The sequence below is a fragment of the Anaeromonas frigoriresistens genome (assembly GCF_016820655.1).
Classification (GTDB): Bacteria; Bacillota; Clostridia; order Tissierellales; family SIT17; genus Anaeromonas; species Anaeromonas frigoriresistens.
In genome coordinates this window covers 1-16626 of the sequence record NZ_WSFT01000044.1, presented here as the reverse complement: position 1 = coordinate 16626, position 16626 = coordinate 1, and the positions used below count along the sequence as shown (strand labels likewise).

Sequence of the window (16626 nt, the reverse complement as noted above, 5' to 3'; positions counted from 1 at the left end):
GACATAAATTAATAAGTTCTACTAAGGAGTTGATATATATGACGGATGAAAGAAAGGTCGTAATTTCTAAGGAAGAAATTTCTAGTAAGGTTAAAGAACTAGGAGAAGAAATAACAAAAGATTATAAAGATAAAAAACTTTTAGTTGTATCATTACTTAAAGGTAGTTTTGTATTTACAGCTGATTTAGTTAGATCAATAGATCTAATGACTCGAATTGAGTTTATGACAACGTCAAGCTATGGTCATGGGGAACAATCCTCTGGGAAAGTTAAGATAGTAAATGATTTAAAAGTTGACGTTAAGGATTATGATATTCTTATTGTAGATGATATAGTGGACTCAGGTAATACTATGAAATTTATAGTGAATTATTTAAAAGACTTAGGACCAAAATCGGTTAAATCATGCGTGTTACTTGATAAACCTGAAAGAAGAGAAGTAGAAATAGAACCTGATTATTGCGGTTTTACAATCCCAGATTTATTTATTGCGGGTTATGGCCTTAATTATGGAGATTATTATAGAAATGTACCAGATATATTTGTTTTTGAAAATAAGTAAAATGATGGAAGCTTAAGCTTCCATCATTTTATTTATTATGAAATTTTAGAAAATATAGATTTAAAAGTGTTTAAAAATATATCTAAATCATCAGGAGTTATATTAAGAGGGGGTAATAGTCTAATTACTGTTTTATTGGTTACATTTAATAATAAATTTTGTTCTAAAGCTAATTTCTTTATTTCATTAGCATATTCACCACATTCAATACCAATCATTAAACCTCTTCCTCTTATCTCACTGATTATATTGGGATAACTATTTTTAATAAGCTCTAATTCTTTTAGTAAATATTTTCCCTTTTTTTCAACATCTTTTAGTAATTTATCATCCAGGGTTTTTAAAGTTAAATAACCAGAAGCACAAGAAACTGGATTACCACCAAAAGTAGATCCATGGTCTCCAGGTTGTAATAGGTCACTCAAAGTCTTGTCAACTAAGATAGCCCCTAAAGGTAGGCCACCTCCTAAGGATTTAGATATACAAACTAAATCAGGATCAACATTATAGTGTTCATAGGAAAGAAATTTCCCAGTGCGACCAAGACCTGCTTGAATTTCATCTGCTACAATAAGAAAATTATACTTTTCAGAAAGGTTTATTAGATTTTCAATAAATTCATCAGATAATAATCTAACGCCTCCTTCTCCTTGAATAAATTCTAGAAATATTGCGCAAACACTGTCATCACATTTGTTTTGTAAGTCTTCGATATCATTAAAGTTGAAATAATCAAATCCAGGGAGTATTGGTTCAAAGTTTCTATGAAACTTTTCTTGTCCTGTTAAGGATAAAGCACCAAAAGTTCTACCATGAAATGAGTTTTGTGCAGATAATATCTTGTATTTATTCTTATCTTGGGATAAACCAAACTTTCTTGAAAATTTTATTGCTCCTTCAATTGATTCGGTACCTGAATTTGAAAAAAATACTTTATCAAATTTTGTTCTATTTATTAGTGACTCTGCTAGTCTAACAGTAGGTTCTGAAGCAAAATAATTAGATAAATGTATGTATTTAGTTGCTTGATCAGTTATTGTTTTTATAATTTCTTTATTATTATGACCAAAGCTATTTACTGAAAGCCCACTGAACATATCTAAATATTTATTCCCATCTTTATCATAAAGGTAAGATCCCTTACCATAAGCAATTTCTAAATCTATACGGTTGTATAGATTTAGAATATACTTTTTATCTCTTAACAATAAGTCATCCATATTATCACCTTATCCTCTTAATTCGTCTAATATTTTGACTTTATCAATAGTCTTGCTATCTTTTTGTTTAATGATTCTTGCTGGAGTTCCTGCTACAACTGTATTATTAGGTACATCTTTAGTAACAACAGATCCTGCAGCAACCACGGCTCCTCTACCTATTTTTACCCCTTCTAGTACTACTACATTTGCCCCTATTAGTACATCATCTTCTATAATCACAGGAGTCTTACTAGGTGGCTCTAACACTCCCGCTATAACAGCTCCTGCTCCAACATGAACATTTTTACCAATCATACCTCTAGCTCCAACTACTGCATTCATATCAATCATAGTGTTTTCACCAATTTCTGCTCCGATGTTTATAACTGCTCCCATCATTATGACTGCTTTATCTCCTACTTTAACTTTATCTCTAATGATTGAACCAGGTTCTATTCTAGCATTTACATTATTAGTATCTAATAGAGGAATTGCAGAATTTCTTCTATCCGATTCCATAGTATAATCTTCTATTAAATCCTCATATCTATCCAATAAATTCTTTATTATTGAATATTCACCAAAAACGATTCTAAAATTATCATCACCAAAGTTTTTACAATCAGTGAAATTAATATTTTTTAAGTTTCCTTTTATATATAATTTGACTGGTGTAGTTTTTGATGCATTTTTAATAAAATTAGCTATTTCATAAGCATCTTGTAGTTCTGTATTTTCTTTTTGCATTAGTTATTCATCCTCTCTATTTATTTAACAGGTTATCCATTGTATAAAGACCAGGTTTTTGATTAATTATATACTGTGCTGCTTCTAATGAGCCTTTTGCAAATATTTTCTTTGAATTAGCTGTGTGTTTAATTTCAACAACTTCATCATCCCCAGCAAATATAACTGTATGTTCTCCTACAATATTCCCACCTCTTATTGCATGTATACCAACTTCTTTTGGCTGTCTTTTATCTTTTTTTGTATATCTACCATAAACAAAATCCTTTGTATTATCTAATTCATCATTTATTGTATTAGCTATCATAAGAGCAGTGCCACTAGGAGCATCAACTTTTTTATTATGATGTTTTTCTATTATTTCTATATCAAAAGATGATGATAATATATTGGCAGCTTTTCTTACCATACTTAACAGTACATTTACTCCTAAGGACATGTTAGAAGAAAGGAATATAGGTACTGTCTCTGAAGAATTTTCTATTTTAATAAGTTCTTCTTCAGAATAGCCTGTAGTAGCTATTACTAATGGAACTTTTTTATCCTGAGAGTATTCTAACAAATCATTTAAATGAGAAGGGTTTGAAAAGTCAATTATTACATCACATATATCATCTACATTCAAGATACTTTGATAAACTGAAAAAGGATTATCAAGCTTATTAGGATTTCTATCTACACCAGCTATTATATTCATTTCCTCATTATTAATAATTTCATTACAAAGAACTTGCCCCATTGCTCCATTGCAACCATTTACAATAATATTTATCATTTTTATCACCTAATTTCTAAACCATAGTTATTTAGTTCATTTTTAAGTATATTTAAATTTTCTTCAGACATATCAACTAAAGGTAATCTTAAAGTACCTACATTTTTTCCAATTAGATTCAATGCTGTTTTAATTGGAATTGGATTTGTCTCTATAAACAATGAATCTATTAATGATTTCATTTCAAGCTGTAATTTAATACCTTTGTTTATATCTCCTTCTAAATACTCCATAACCATATCGTGAGTATCTTTAGGTAAAATATTTGCAACTACAGAAATAACCCCTTTTCCACCAACTGAAAGTAAAGGAATGACCATATCATCATTTCCAGAATATATATCAAAATCCTCATCAACTATACTTGCAATCTCAACTACTTGACTGATATTTCCACTTGCTTCTTTTACAGCCACTATATTTTTGTGTTTAGATAATTCTTTTAATGTTTTAGGTGCAACATTTAATCCTGTTCTTCCAGGAACATTATATACTATGATAGGAATGTTTACGCTATCAGCAATTTTAGTATAATGTTCAATTAAACCTTTTTGAGTAGTTTTGTTGTAATAAGGAGTAACTACTAATAAACCATCAACTCCTATAGACTCTGACTCTTTACTAAGCTCTATAGCATGAAGAGTATTATTACTCCCTGTACCTGCAATAACAGGAACTCTTCCATTAACTTTTTCAACTGTATACTTTATTGCAGATTTCTTTTCATCATCAGACATGGTTGAAGCTTCTCCTGTGGTACCACAAACAATGATAGCATCTGTATTTTCGTTGATTTGCCAGTCTATTAATTCTCCTAGTTTATCAAAGTCTATTACATCTTTAGTGAAAGGTGTAATTATTGCTACTCCGGATCCTTTAAACAATGACATAAAATAACCTCCTAATTATTAAAATATTCTTTTACTAATAACTCAGCAATTTGTACTGTGTTTGTAGCAGCTCCTTTTCGAATATTATCTGCTGCTACCCATAAGTTTACTCCATGTTTCACACTATAATCTATACGTATTCTTCCGATATATACTTCGTCTTTTCCTTCCACATGAAGAGCGGTAGGATAAATATTTTGAGATATATCATCCATTATTTTTATTCCTTCGAAGTTCATTAAGTGATTAACTAAATCATTTATTTCAAAATCTTTTTCTAATTCTATATTAATAGAAACACAGTGACCATATCGAACCGGTATTCTTACAGTGGTAGCAGTAACTGCTAAATCTTTTTTATTTAAGATCTTTTGAGTTTCATTAATCATTTTCATTTCTTCTTTTGTATAACCATTATCCATAAATACATCTATATGGGGTAAGCAGTTATAAGCTATTGGGTGAGGATATTTTTTGGGAGAGGAACCCTTAACACCTTCTTCTAAATCTTTAATGCCTCCTAACCCTGAACCAGATACAGCTTGGTATGTAGAATAGATTACTCTTTTTATACCATATATATCATCAATAGGTTTTAATGGAAGAACACTCTGTATAGTAGAACAATTAGGATTTGCAATTATTCCATTATGATTTTTAATTTCTTCAGGATTTACCTCAGGAACAATTAAAGGTACATCTTCATACATTCTCCATGCACTACTATTATCAACCACTATGACTCCATTATCTTTTGCTATTGGTGCAAACTTTTTACTTATTTCTCCTCCTGCAGAAAAAAGTGCTATCTGAATATCCTTTCTAAAAGAATCTTCAGTTAATTCTTCTACTGTATATTCTTTATTTTTAAATATTAGCTTATTACCCTTAGATTTTTTAGATGCAAATAGATAAAGTTTATCTATAGGAAAATCCCTTTCTTCTAAAATTTTAAGAAAAGTTCTTCCCACCATACCAGTGGCTCCAACTATTGCTACATTAATCATAAAATCGACTCCTTTCAAAATCTTTACTTTCTTAATATAATATATTAAACAGATATATTAATAATTCAAGTCATATTATATTTACCTCTATTCTATATTAAATAATGATTTTTTTAAACATTTTAACATTTTAACATTTTAATTTTTATAATATTAAGTGATACTAGATATAGAGTGAGTAAACAATAATAGGGTATAAAAGGAAAAATTAATCTAGGAGGTCTAAAAATGATACTTAATAGAATGAAGTTAGAAGAAGAAGTAATAAAAATAAGAAGGGATTTACACCAAATTCCAGAGGTGGGATTTGAAGAAGTTAAAACTTCAAGATATATTGAAGAAAGACTTATAGAATATGGCTATAAACCTATAAAAGTTGCAAAGACTGGATTGATAGTACATATAAAGGGAAACAGCAAAGACAGAGCAATAGCTTTTAGATCAGATATAGATGGACTTAAAATGGTGGAAAAAAATGATATAGAGTACAAATCTAAACATACTGATAAAATGCATGCTTGTGGACATGATGGTCATATGGCTATATTATTAGGATTTGCAAAATATCTTTCTCAAGTAGATAATATAAAGAGGGATATTGTTCTTATATTTCAACCGGCAGAAGAAGGTCCTGGAGGAGCAAAAGTAATAGTAGATGACGGGTTATTAGAAAAATATAATATTGAATATATATTTGGACTTCATATTTTCCCTGAGATAAAAGAAGGAAAGGTAGGGGTATGCAAAGGTCCTATGATGGCACAAACTGGTGAATTAGACATCAAAATAATGGCTAAAAGTGGTCACGGCGCTATACCTCATAAAGCTATAGATGGAATATATGTAGCAAGTCAGTTGATAACTAGCTATCAATCTATAATTAGCAGAAATACTGATCCTATAGATAGTGGAGTGTTAACTATAGGGAAAATAAAGGGAGGAGAGGCTAGAAATATTATTGCAGAAGATATACAATTAGAAGGTATTATAAGAACTTTTAATAATCAAATATATTCGAATATAAAAGGAAGAATAAATGAGATAAATGAAGGATTAGAAAAAATGTATAATGTGAAGATAAAAACTGAAATTAGAGATATGTATCCAGCTGTTAATAATGATGCAAAGTTATTTGATGAAGTTATTGATGTGTTTAATAAAGATGATATTATTCATTTAAAACCTATGATGATTGCAGAAGATTTTGCATTCTATCAACAAAGAGTACCTGGTTTTTTCTTTATGCTAGGATCTGGGAATGAAGATGAAAATTATATTAATTCTTTACATAGTAGTAAGTTTAATTTCAACGAACACATACTTATAGAAGGAGTTAAAACATATATAAATATATGTAATAAATTTTTTGTATTATAAAAGGGGAGATGTAAGTGAGTATTGTTAAAAGTAAGCCTAAAATTTTAGAGGCTAATATTTTATATTTGGTTATTGCTATTTTATTAATAACAATAGGAGGAATAGCTCAGCAAAGAGAAATTTTCTCGGGACTTTTAATAACAGAATATATTTTAGTCTTAGCGCCAGTATTGATATTTTTAAAAGTTAGAGGATATAGTTTAAAACAAGTTTTAAAATTAAATAAATTAAGTTTTAAAGAAGTATTATTAATTCCAGCTATTACATTATTAGCATATCCAATAGGAGCATTTTTAAATGCTCTAATGATGATAATAATAAGCTTTTTTGGAGAAATCAAAGCCCCGCCACTGCCTACTCCATCTACAGGTGGATCATATTTAATAGGGTTGTTAATTATTGCTATAACCCCTGGCATATGTGAAGAAGTAATGTTTAGAGGCTTCATTATGAAAGCCTATGGAAATAAAGGATATAAAAAAGCAATTTTCATTTCCGCAATACTTTTTGGAATATTTCATTTTAATCTTCAAAATCTTTTAGGTCCTATATTTTTGGGTGTTTTATTTGGTTTTATGGTATATAGAACAAACTCTTTGATAGCAGGTATAATTGGTCATGCTACAAATAATGCATTTGCTTGGACTCTTACGTATTTAGTTAGTAAATTAAATATACCTATAGAACAAACCCAAGAGGCTAGTATAGAAATATCTGAGACAATGAGTATAGTAATAACTACAATTGTTCTACTAGGTATTGCCTTTTTTACTAGTATATTAGCATATTACTTATATAAGAAATTACCAAATAGAAGAGTGATGATGCTAGACAGTGAAAATGAAAAGGATATGAGAAATGATAGGGAGTCAAAAGGAATAATAAAATATATACCTATAATAATAACAGTAATAGGTTTTATTGTTTTGAATGTACTTGTTTATATTTAGGTATTAAAAAAGGCCAACTTGGGGGAAGTTGGCCCTAATAGCTTAAAGCTATTAAAGGGGGAGTGGGAAAGTTGTAATTTTCCAACGAAGTATAGTTTAACACTTCCTAATATATAAAGTCAACAGCTGGATGTTATTTTAAAAAAAGTTAAAAAAAATATTTCTTTTTGGAAATAGATCCAAAAAAATAATGAATATTTTTCCTTAGCATTCCAATAATAAAGCTAAGGAGGGATTGTATGGCAACTAAAAAAAAGAAAGATAGACCTGAAGATAAAATGAAATATGAAATAGCAGAAGAGCTTGGTTTAACTGACAAGGTAAAAGAATTAGGATGGGGAGGACTAACTGCTAAAGAAACTGGTAAAATTGGTGGGATTATGACTGTGAGAAAAAGACAAAGTAAAAAGAAGGTAGAAGAGAAGTGATTGAATAACTAAAGAAAAGGGGGAAGTAGTATTGGCTTATCAAGAATTTGCCGAAATATATGATAGATTAATGACTGAGGATATTAATTATGAAAAATGGTATAATTTTATAAAAAATGTTTATAATAAAAATAATATAAATCCTAATACCATCTTAGAAATGGCCTGTGGTACAGGAAATCTCACGAAGCACTTTGCTGAAGATAATTATAATATGACTTGTTTTGATTTATCAGAGGATATGTTATCTATAGCATATAAAAAACTTAGAAAGTATAAGAATGTATCTATTCGACATATGGATATGAGGAACTTTAAATTTAATAAGAAGTTTGATTCTATCATAAGTATATGTGATAGTATTAACTATATTATAGATAAAGAAGACTTAAAAAAAGTATTTCTTAATGTATACAATCATTTACAAAATGATGGGATTTTCATTTTTGATATCAATTCCTATTATAAATTATCAAAGGTTATAGGGGATAATACATTTGTATATGATAAAGATGATGTCTTTTATATTTGGGAAAATACATTTGAAGATAATATTGCAAATTTTTATCTTACTTTCTTTGTTAATGGAGATGGAATGTATAAAAGATTTGATGAGTTTCATCAAGAGAGGGCTTATCAAGAAAAGGAAATTAAGGAATTATTAAAAGAAATAGGTTTCACAAAAATATTAGTTTATGATGGTTTATCTCAGGAATTGCCTAATGATCAAAGTACAAGATTAAATTTTTTAGTAATTAAATAGATTTAATTGGAAATATTATTTGACATGGGTATAACCCTATGATAAACTGTTCATATGGTAGGTAATACATATCTACTAGCAATAGATTTTAGGAGGAATGTTTTTAATGGAAAAGGGAACAGTAAAGTGGTTTAATGCAACTAAAGGATACGGATTCGTAACAAGAGAGAATGGAGAAGACGTATTTGTACACTATTCAGCAATCCAAGGTGACGGATTCAAGACTTTAGAAGAAGGTCAAGAAGTTGAATTTGAAATAGTTGAAGGCGAAAAAGGCCCACAAGCTACAAACATCACTAAACTATAAGAAAATATATTAATATTTAACATATAGTTAACGTAGCAATTAAGACTCCATTTTATGGAGTCTTAATTTTTTATTTATAATTAATTAGAATTTTATTAATATTTTATAAAATGGATATTATTATATTTTAGGGTATAATAGTTATGAACAATATATAGTAATGGAGGATTTGATAATGAGAGATTATATAATTAGAGCAATGGATGAGAATAAATCCTTTAGAGTATTTATTGCAACGTCAACACATATGGTAGAAGAAGCAAGGAAAACTCATAATACTAGCCCTATAGCTACTGCAGCTTTAGGTAGAACTATAACTGGAGCAGCCATGATGGGTTTAATGCTTAAAGGAGATAAAGATAAGATAACTCTCCAATTTAAGGGAGATGGACCTATTAAAAATATATTAGCAGTAGCTAATAATAAAGGAAAAGTTAAAGGATATGTCTCTAATCCTAATGTTGATTTGCCCAATAGATGGGATGGTAAGCTGAATGTTGGGGCTGCGGTAGGTAAAAAAGGAAAGCTCATAGTTATTAGAGATATGGGTCTCAAGGAACCATACGTAGGACAATCTAATTTAGTGAGTGGAGAAATAGCAGAGGATTTAGCAAACTATTTTACTGTATCAGAGCAACAACCATCGGCAGTAGCATTGGGAGTTCTAGTAGATAAAGATACCAGTGTAAAAGCATCAGGTGGAGTGATAGTACAGGTGCTTCCAAATATTGAGGAAGAAGTTTTAGATAAATTAGAAAAAAATATTAATATATTATCTTTTATATCTTCTTTAATAGATGAAGGCTCTACTCCTGAAGATATATTAAATCAAGTTTTTGGAGAATTTAATATGAAAATAACAGAGAAAAAAGAAATAGAATTCATATGCGATTGTAGTAGAGAACGAATGGAAGAAGCATTAATTAGCCTAGGTAAAAAAGAAATTACTGAGATAATGGAAGAAGATGGGGAAGCAGAATTGGTTTGTCATTTCTGTAATGAAAAACATAAATTTGATAAAGATGATTTGAAAAATATAATTGATTCTCTATAATAAAAATTACCTCTCCTGTTATTATTATATTTACTCGGGTATAAGTAAATTAATTAATATAAGGGGAGGTTTTATTATGGATATTTATGAAGTAGCTATGAAAATGGAATTAGAAGGTGAAGAATACTATAAGAAGCAAATGGATATGGCAGAAAGTGAAGGTATAAAAAGTATCTTTAAAATGATGGCAGATGATGAGAGAAAACATTATGAAATAATAAAAAATATTAAAGAAAATTATTTAGATTGTGACTCAGATATAGAAATAGAAGAAGTTGATACTATATTTACACAGAGGCTAGAAAACAACAATTATTTCACTGATGAAGTAGATGAAAAAGATTTCCGTTTTGGTAAAATAAATATTGATGATACAGTAAAGGCATATAGACATGCTTTAAAATTAGAACAGGAAAGTATAGATTATTATAAAAAGCAAGTAGAAAATGCAAAAAGCGAATGTGATAAAAAGATATTTGAACGTTTAGCTAAAGAAGAGAAAAAGCATTATGAAGCTATAGATAATATATTAGATCATGTAACAAAATCTGAAAGATGGTTAGAAGATGCAAGATTTAATCACATAGAAGATTATTAAGGTCACTTATGTGGCCTTTTTATTTTGCTCAAATTAAGTATATTATTAGCAGGGTTTGGAAAATAATAATACTTGATATCATATTTAAAAGGAGGTTTAATTATGGAAAGAAACATGAGAACTATGGATGGAAATGAAGCGGCAGCATATGTCTCCTATGCATTTACAGAAGTTGCAGCTATCTATCCAATAACTCCATCCTCGCCTATGGCGGAAAAAGTGGACTTATTCTCTGCTCATGGAAAGAAAAATATGTTTGGGCAAGAAGTAAAGGTTATTGAGATGCAATCAGAAGCAGGAGCTGCTGGAACATTCCATGGATCATTGCAAGGTGGAGCTTTGACTACTACATATACAGCTTCCCAAGGGTTGTTATTAATGATTCCTAATATGTATAAAGTAGCTGGAGAATTACTACCGGGAGTATTTCATGTAAGTGCTAGAGCTTTAGCTACTCATGCCTTATCAATATTTGGTGATCATCAAGATGTTATGGCTACTAGACAGACAGGTTTTGCTTTATTAGCGGCAGGTAGTGTACAAGAGGTAATGGATTTATCTGGTATAGCACATATGGCATCAATTGAGTCTAGGATACCATTTTTACATTTCTTTGATGGATTTAGAACTTCCCATGAAGTTCAAAAAATAGAAGTAATAGACTATGATGTATTTGATAAATTGGTTAATCATAAGAAAATTGATGAATTTAGGAAAAATTCCTTGAATCCAGAAAGACCTGTTATGAGAGGAACCGCACAAAATCCTGATATCTATTTTCAAGGAAGGGAATCTTCAAATCAATTTTATGATAGAGTTCCGGATATAGTAGAAGAATATATGGGTAAGTTATCTAAAGAAATAGGAAGAGAATATCATCCTTTTGATTATTATGGAGCTGAAGATGCTGAAAGAGTTATAGTAGCTATGGGTTCGGTTTGTGAAGCTATTGAAGAAACGATAGATTATTTATTAGAAAAAGGAGAAAAAGTAGGTTTAATAAAGGTTCGACTTTATAGACCTTTTTCAATAAAATACTTTTTAAATGTTTTACCAAAAAGTGTAGGTAAGATTGCAGTATTAGATAGAACAAAGGAAGCTGGTTCCATAGCTGAACCACTTCATGAAGATATCCTTAGTTTATTTTATGAAAAAGAAAATAGACCCTTAATAGTGGGAGGTAGGTATGGTTTAGGTTCTAAAGATACTACTCCTTCTCAGATATTATCAGTATATGAAAATTTAAAATCTGAAAATCCAAGGAATGACTTCACTATTGGAATTATTGACGATATCTCAAATAAATCTTTAGAACCAATAAAAATTGATTTATCTGATAAGGATACTGTAAGTTGTAAATTATGGGGGTTAGGATCTGATGGTACTGTAGGGGCAAATAAAATGGCCATTAAAATAATTGGTAACAAGACTGACAATTATGCTCAAGGGTACTTCTCTTATGATAGCAAGAAGTCAGGAGGAACTACAATATCTCACTTAAGATTTAGTAAGAACAAGATAAGATCTACTTATCTTGTCAGTGATGCAGACTATATAGCATGCCATAACAAGTCCTTTGTTTATCATTATGATCTTTTAAATGGACTAAAGAAGAATGGTAAATTTGTTTTGAATTGTCCTTGGGATGAAGCAGAGTTAGATGAAAAACTACCTGCACCTTTAAAGAGCTATATTGCCAATAATGATATAGATTTTTATATAATTGATGCAGTGAAAATTGCCGGTGAAGTAGGATTAGGCGGAAGAATAAATATGATAATGCAATCTGTATTCTTTAAGCTAGTTGAAGTATTGCCTATGGAAAAAGCAATTGAATACTTAAAAGATGAAATTTATAAAACCTATGGTAAAAAGGGTGAAAAGATTGTACAAATGAATTATGATGCTCTTGATAAAGGATATAAGGAATTAATAAAGGTAATAATACCAAAAGAATGGAAAGCTTTAGAAGGTGGACCGTTAGAAACTCATATGAAACGTGATAATAAATTTGTTGAAGAGATTCAAATATCTATGGCCCGGCATGAAGGAGATGATCTTCCTGTAAGTGCTTTTAAAGATATGGAAGATGGGACTTTTCCAATGGGAACTACAGCATATGAAAAAAGAGGTATCGCAGTTCTAGTACCTGAATGGCAAACTGATAAATGTATTCAATGCAATAGGTGTTCTTATGTTTGTCCTCATGCTGTAATTAGACCATTCTTACTTAATAAATCAGAAAAAGAAAATGTACCAGATGATACTTTTGAAACCAAAATAGCAGTAGGTAAAGGACTGGAAGATTATGAATATAGAATCCAAATTAGTCCTCTGGATTGTACAGGATGTGGTAATTGTGCGGATATTTGTCCTGCTCCTGGAAAGGCTTTAGTTATGGTTGAAGCAGAAAAAGAAATACCCAGACAAGTGGGTAATTGGGAGTATGCTATCAATAATGTAAAGATGAAAGAAAATCCTATGAAAAAGGAAACTGTTAAAGGTAGTCAATTTGAGAAGCCTTTATTAGAATTTCATGGAGCTTGTGCAGGTTGTGGAGAAACTGCATATGTTAAACTGATTACTCAATTGTTTGGCGAGAGAATGCTTATAGCAAATGCCACTGGATGTTCTTCTATATGGGGAGCTAGTGCTCCATCTATGGCTTATACTACTAAGGATGGAAAGGGTCCAGCTTGGGCTAATTCTCTTTTTGAAGATAATGCTGAATTTGGGTTAGGGATTTATTTAGGAACTGAGCAAATTAGATCAAGATTGAAAAAATTGATGGAGAATAAAGTGTCGGAGAATACCATATCCTCTGAATTGAAAACTATCATTACACAATGGATTGAAAAGTATGATAATGGAGAAGAGTCTATAGAAGTTTCCCAAGAGTTAGTTAAGGCTCTTGAGCAAGTAAAAGAAGGTAATAGTTATGCAAGAGAGATATTAAATAACAAAGAGTTTTTAACAAAGAAATCTCAATGGATAATAGGTGGAGATGGTTGGGCATATGATATCGGATATGGTGGATTAGACCATGTAATAGCTTCTGGTGAAGATGTAAATATATTAGTATTTGACACAGAGGTATATTCTAATACTGGAGGTCAAGCATCTAAAGCTACACCTACAGCATCTGCTGCAAAGTTTGCTGCTGCAGGTAAAAAGATAAGAAAGAAAAATTTAGGATTGATGGCGATGAGCTATGGATATGTGTACGTTGCTCAAGTAGCTTTAGGAGCTAATATGAATCATACTATTAAAGCTATTGTAGAAGCTGAAAAGTATAAAGGACCTTCTGTGATTATATGCTATGCTCCTTGTGTAAGCCATGGAATTAAAAATGGTATGGGAGTATCAGTTAATAGAGAAAAGGAAGCTGTGGACTCAGGATATTGGCATCTATATAGATATAATCCAGACTTAGAGACATCGGGACAGAATCCATTTGTATTAGACTCTAAAGAGCCTAGAGAATCATTTAGAGAGTTTATTATGAATGAAATTAGATTCTCGCAAATTCAGACTACTTTCCCAGAAATTGCAGAGGATTTATACAGTAAAGCAGAAGATGATGCTATGAAAACTTATAAACACTATAAAAGACTTGCAGATATGGACTATAGTAAGTAAATCAAAAATAAAGACAAATCCCTAGGGATTTGTCTTTATTTTTGATTTTTATCTACCCAATCCTTTGCATCTTTAACTTGATCAACACTAGGAATTGGAACTCTTGAAACTTTTTTTAATGTTTCAATGTTTGCCCAGGCAGCAGTTATATTCCTTTCAATAGGTTCAGTGTTAATATTTTCTTTACTTTGATTTTTCATTTAATCACCTCTATTAATAGTATTAGCATTTTTGATATATACTTGTATGGTATAATAATCCTAAACTACATAAAGGAGTGAAAATATGATTTATAAAATTGAAAAGAATATTCATACTCATGGTATTGAAATTACTATAAAAAACGAAAAAGATGAACTTGTATATATTGTTAATGAAGGAATTTATTTCAATAAAAAGATATTGAGTTTTTTTGATATAAATAAAAATAAAACCATATATATAGAAGAAGAAAATAATATGAATTTACATACATATAATATATATATTAATGAAGCGTTAGTAGGAAATTTGAATTATAACATGTTGTTTTTTAAATATAATTTTGATATTAATAAAAATAATATACAATTCCAAATAGAAGGGGATTGTTCCTCTATGGAATTTATAATATTTAAAGATGAGTCAAAAGTTGCTGAAGTGAGCAAACGATCAATATTACTTTCTGAAGCATATGAGATAGATATTTTGAGTAGAGAAGATGAAAAGTTTCTATTGGCTGTTATCATTACTATAGACTATCTATTGTATGATATTGGAAATGCTAATCAATATTGATTATAATTCGTATTTTTAAATAGTATTCATGGGGTGATAATATGAGATATAAAGTTCCAGTGATTATGATTTGCATAATAATGTTTTCTTTTATTTTTAGTGGATGTAAATTAGAGAAATCTAATAATATAGACAATAAACATATTTCTAAGGAAGTAAAGAATAAAGAGATTAAAGATGAGGATTTTTTTAATAATAATAGAAAGTTATTATACGAAAACATAGAAGAAAATTCTATGGTACTACTTTTTGCAGGTATTGGAGAAGGAGAGTTTATATCAAATAGAAATTTATATTATCTTACAGGAATAGAAGAAGAAAATTCTATTTTAGTAATTACTAAAATAGATTCTAAAATAGAAGAAGTGATATTTATTAATCCACCGGATTCTAATAGAGATAGATGGATAGGCAAGTCTCTATCTATAGAAGAAGTTTCAGCTATATCTGGGATTAATAATGTAGAATATAATAATAGTTTTATGGATTATATTAATCAAATTATTAAAGATGTAGATAATGCATATATTGATTTAGAGAATTATAATTTTGATGCAATAAAAGCTATGGAGAGGAGTAATAAATTTATTAGCTTTAAACCTACTATTGATCAATCTTTTGCTTTAGAACTTCATGAGAAAAATGATGAAATTTATATAAACAATATAAATAATATTTTAGGAAATAGCAGGATGATTAAAAATGCCAAAGAAATAGAAAAAGTAAAATCAGCTATTAAAATAACTAAATTAGGGTTAGAAAATATTATGAAAAATACAAAACCCAATATATGGGAATATCAATTGGAAGCTTATTATAATTTTATTTTAGATATGAATGGTATAAAGAGAACATCATTTGAATCTATTATAGCCTCAGGTCAAAATGCTACTATTCTACATTATAGTGATAATGATTCGAAGATTAATGAAAATGAATTAGTTTTGATTGATGTAGGGGTGGTTTATAATCAATACTGTAGTGATATAACTAGAACTATTCCTTCGAATGGAAAATTTACTGATCGTCAAAAAGAAATGTATAATATTGTATTAAATGCACAAAAACAAGTATTGGATAACATAAAACCTGGAGTGAGTTTTAAACAATTAAACGAGATAGCAAAAATAAACTTATCTAGGGGGTTGTCTAATATGGGATTTAATGAGAATTTAAATGAATACTATCCTCATTTTATTGGTCACCAATTAGGATTAGATACTCATGATCTATATGGGGAGGGTGATATCTTAAAAGAGAATATGGTTATAACAATTGAACCAGGAATATATATTGAAGATGAGAAAATAGGAATTAGAATTGAGGATAATATTTTAGTTACTAAAGATGGGTATATTAATTTATCTGAAGATATAATAAAATCAGTAGAGGAAATTGAAAAATTTATGGTGAAATAATTTATGAAACTATTGACTACAGAAGAAAAATGTAGTATACTAAATTTTGTCGTCAAAAGTACGACATATTGCCCAGATAGCTCAGTCGGTAGAGCAGGGGACTGAAAATCCCCGTGTCGGTGGTTCGATTC

General features: G+C 29.5%; 17 protein-coding genes. 11 read left to right on the top strand and 6 right to left on the bottom strand.

Annotation, left to right across the window (positions count from 1 at the left end):
• Nucleotides 1-38: 38 nt before the first annotated feature.
• Entirely contained in the window at nt 39-563 is a 525-nt protein-coding gene (hpt, locus tag GOQ27_RS12185) for a hypoxanthine phosphoribosyltransferase (RefSeq protein WP_203367146.1), read from the top strand.
• Between the two features lie 35 nt (nt 564-598).
• Here the strand turns inward: hpt and GOQ27_RS12180 are convergent, their stop codons facing one another.
• The 5 genes from GOQ27_RS12180 to GOQ27_RS12160 are packed head-to-tail and all read right to left on the bottom strand — an operon-like array spanning nt 599 to nt 5184.
• A complete protein-coding gene (locus GOQ27_RS12180) occupies nt 599-1783 on the bottom strand; it encodes an aspartate aminotransferase family protein (RefSeq protein ID WP_203367145.1) in 1185 nt (394 codons plus the stop codon).
• 9 nt (nt 1784-1792) lie between these two features.
• A complete protein-coding gene (gene dapD / locus GOQ27_RS12175) occupies nt 1793-2512 on the bottom strand; it encodes a 2,3,4,5-tetrahydropyridine-2,6-dicarboxylate N-acetyltransferase (protein WP_203367144.1) in 720 nt (239 codons plus the stop codon).
• A gap of 16 nt (nt 2513-2528) precedes the next feature.
• Nucleotides 2529-3287, bottom strand: coding sequence for a 4-hydroxy-tetrahydrodipicolinate reductase (gene dapB, locus GOQ27_RS12170; RefSeq protein WP_203367143.1), 759 nt, complete (start codon nt 3285-3287; stop codon nt 2529-2531).
• Between the two features lie 5 nt (nt 3288-3292).
• Entirely contained in the window at nt 3293-4177 is an 885-nt protein-coding gene (gene dapA, locus GOQ27_RS12165) for a 4-hydroxy-tetrahydrodipicolinate synthase (protein ID WP_203367142.1), read from the bottom strand.
• An 11-nt stretch (nt 4178-4188) separates the two neighbouring features.
• Nucleotides 4189-5184 (bottom strand): aspartate-semialdehyde dehydrogenase, encoded by a 996-nt coding sequence (locus tag GOQ27_RS12160; protein WP_203367141.1) that lies wholly within the window; start codon nt 5182-5184, stop codon nt 4189-4191.
• Between the two features lie 228 nt (nt 5185-5412).
• Between GOQ27_RS12160 and GOQ27_RS12155 the strand changes: the two genes are divergently transcribed.
• The 8 genes from GOQ27_RS12155 (at nt 5413) to nifJ (ending at nt 14300) form a co-directional block, all read left to right on the top strand.
• A complete protein-coding gene (locus GOQ27_RS12155; RefSeq protein WP_252187835.1) occupies nt 5413-6561 on the top strand; it encodes a M20 metallopeptidase family protein in 1149 nt (382 codons plus the stop codon).
• Between the two features lie 14 nt (nt 6562-6575).
• Nucleotides 6576-7511, top strand: coding sequence for a CPBP family glutamic-type intramembrane protease (locus tag GOQ27_RS17205; protein ID WP_203367140.1), 936 nt, complete (start codon nt 6576-6578; stop codon nt 7509-7511).
• Between the two features lie 239 nt (nt 7512-7750).
• Nucleotides 7751-7939: an alpha/beta-type small acid-soluble spore protein gene (locus GOQ27_RS12145; RefSeq protein WP_203367139.1), complete on the top strand. Its 189-nt coding sequence runs from the start codon at nt 7751-7753 to the stop codon at nt 7937-7939.
• A 31-nt stretch (nt 7940-7970) separates the two neighbouring features.
• Entirely contained in the window at nt 7971-8702 is a 732-nt protein-coding gene (locus GOQ27_RS12140) for a class I SAM-dependent DNA methyltransferase (RefSeq protein ID WP_252187834.1), read from the top strand.
• 106 nt (nt 8703-8808) lie between these two features.
• Nucleotides 8809-9009, top strand: coding sequence for a cold-shock protein (locus GOQ27_RS12135; RefSeq protein ID WP_203367138.1), 201 nt, complete (start codon nt 8809-8811; stop codon nt 9007-9009).
• A 175-nt stretch (nt 9010-9184) separates the two neighbouring features.
• Complete coding sequence (gene hslO, locus GOQ27_RS12130; RefSeq protein ID WP_203367137.1) at nt 9185-10063, top strand: Hsp33 family molecular chaperone HslO; 879 nt, start codon at nt 9185-9187, stop codon at nt 10061-10063.
• Nucleotides 10064-10139: 76 nt separating this feature from the next.
• Nucleotides 10140-10661, top strand: coding sequence for a ferritin-like domain-containing protein (locus tag GOQ27_RS12125; protein WP_203367136.1), 522 nt, complete (start codon nt 10140-10142; stop codon nt 10659-10661).
• Between the two features lie 102 nt (nt 10662-10763).
• Nucleotides 10764-14300 (top strand): pyruvate:ferredoxin (flavodoxin) oxidoreductase, encoded by a 3537-nt coding sequence (gene nifJ / locus GOQ27_RS12120; protein ID WP_203367135.1) that lies wholly within the window; start codon nt 10764-10766, stop codon nt 14298-14300.
• Between the two features lie 35 nt (nt 14301-14335).
• Here nifJ and GOQ27_RS12115 read toward each other — a convergent pair whose 3' ends face one another.
• Nucleotides 14336-14500, bottom strand: coding sequence for a CDIF630_02480 family spore surface protein (locus GOQ27_RS12115; protein ID WP_203367134.1), 165 nt, complete (start codon nt 14498-14500; stop codon nt 14336-14338).
• Between the two features lie 85 nt (nt 14501-14585).
• Between GOQ27_RS12115 and GOQ27_RS12110 the strand changes: the two genes are divergently transcribed.
• Together GOQ27_RS12110 and GOQ27_RS12105 are read left to right on the top strand one after the other, a co-directional pair.
• The gene (locus GOQ27_RS12110; protein WP_203367133.1) at nt 14586-15077 is read left to right on the top strand and encodes an LURP-one-related family protein; all 492 of its coding nucleotides are present in this window, start codon (nt 14586-14588) and stop codon (nt 15075-15077) included.
• Nucleotides 15078-15118: 41 nt separating this feature from the next.
• Complete coding sequence (locus GOQ27_RS12105) at nt 15119-16495, top strand: aminopeptidase P family protein (protein ID WP_252187833.1); 1377 nt, start codon at nt 15119-15121, stop codon at nt 16493-16495.
• Nucleotides 16496-16626: the final 131 nt, after the last annotated feature.

What these genes read in the sequence shown, in the direction of transcription:
- GOQ27_RS12160 (WP_203367141.1), bottom strand. Translation starts at nt 5,184, where the DNA reads ATGATTAATGTAGCAATAGTTGGAGCCACTGGTATGGTGGGAAGAACT.
- GOQ27_RS12155 (WP_252187835.1), top strand. Translation starts at nt 5,413, where the DNA reads ATGATACTTAATAGAATGAAGTTAGAAGAAGAAGTAATAAAAATAAGA.
- GOQ27_RS12145 (WP_203367139.1), top strand. Translation starts at nt 7,751, where the DNA reads ATGGCAACTAAAAAAAAGAAAGATAGACCTGAAGATAAAATGAAATAT.
- GOQ27_RS12180 (WP_203367145.1), bottom strand. Translation starts at nt 1,783, where the DNA reads ATGGATGACTTATTGTTAAGAGATAAAAAGTATATTCTAAATCTATAC.
- dapB (WP_203367143.1), bottom strand. Translation starts at nt 3,287, where the DNA reads ATGATAAATATTATTGTAAATGGTTGCAATGGAGCAATGGGGCAAGTT.
- GOQ27_RS12135 (WP_203367138.1), top strand. Translation starts at nt 8,809, where the DNA reads ATGGAAAAGGGAACAGTAAAGTGGTTTAATGCAACTAAAGGATACGGA.
- dapD (WP_203367144.1), bottom strand. Translation starts at nt 2,512, where the DNA reads ATGCAAAAAGAAAATACAGAACTACAAGATGCTTATGAAATAGCTAAT.
- nifJ (WP_203367135.1), top strand. Translation starts at nt 10,764, where the DNA reads ATGGAAAGAAACATGAGAACTATGGATGGAAATGAAGCGGCAGCATAT.
- GOQ27_RS12115 (WP_203367134.1), bottom strand. Translation starts at nt 14,500, where the DNA reads ATGAAAAATCAAAGTAAAGAAAATATTAACACTGAACCTATTGAAAGG.
- GOQ27_RS12105 (WP_252187833.1), top strand. Translation starts at nt 15,119, where the DNA reads ATGAGATATAAAGTTCCAGTGATTATGATTTGCATAATAATGTTTTCT.
- GOQ27_RS12125 (WP_203367136.1), top strand. Translation starts at nt 10,140, where the DNA reads ATGGATATTTATGAAGTAGCTATGAAAATGGAATTAGAAGGTGAAGAA.
- GOQ27_RS12110 (WP_203367133.1), top strand. Translation starts at nt 14,586, where the DNA reads ATGATTTATAAAATTGAAAAGAATATTCATACTCATGGTATTGAAATT.
- hpt (WP_203367146.1), top strand. Translation starts at nt 39, where the DNA reads ATGACGGATGAAAGAAAGGTCGTAATTTCTAAGGAAGAAATTTCTAGT.
- hslO (WP_203367137.1), top strand. Translation starts at nt 9,185, where the DNA reads ATGAGAGATTATATAATTAGAGCAATGGATGAGAATAAATCCTTTAGA.
- dapA (WP_203367142.1), bottom strand. Translation starts at nt 4,177, where the DNA reads ATGTCATTGTTTAAAGGATCCGGAGTAGCAATAATTACACCTTTCACT.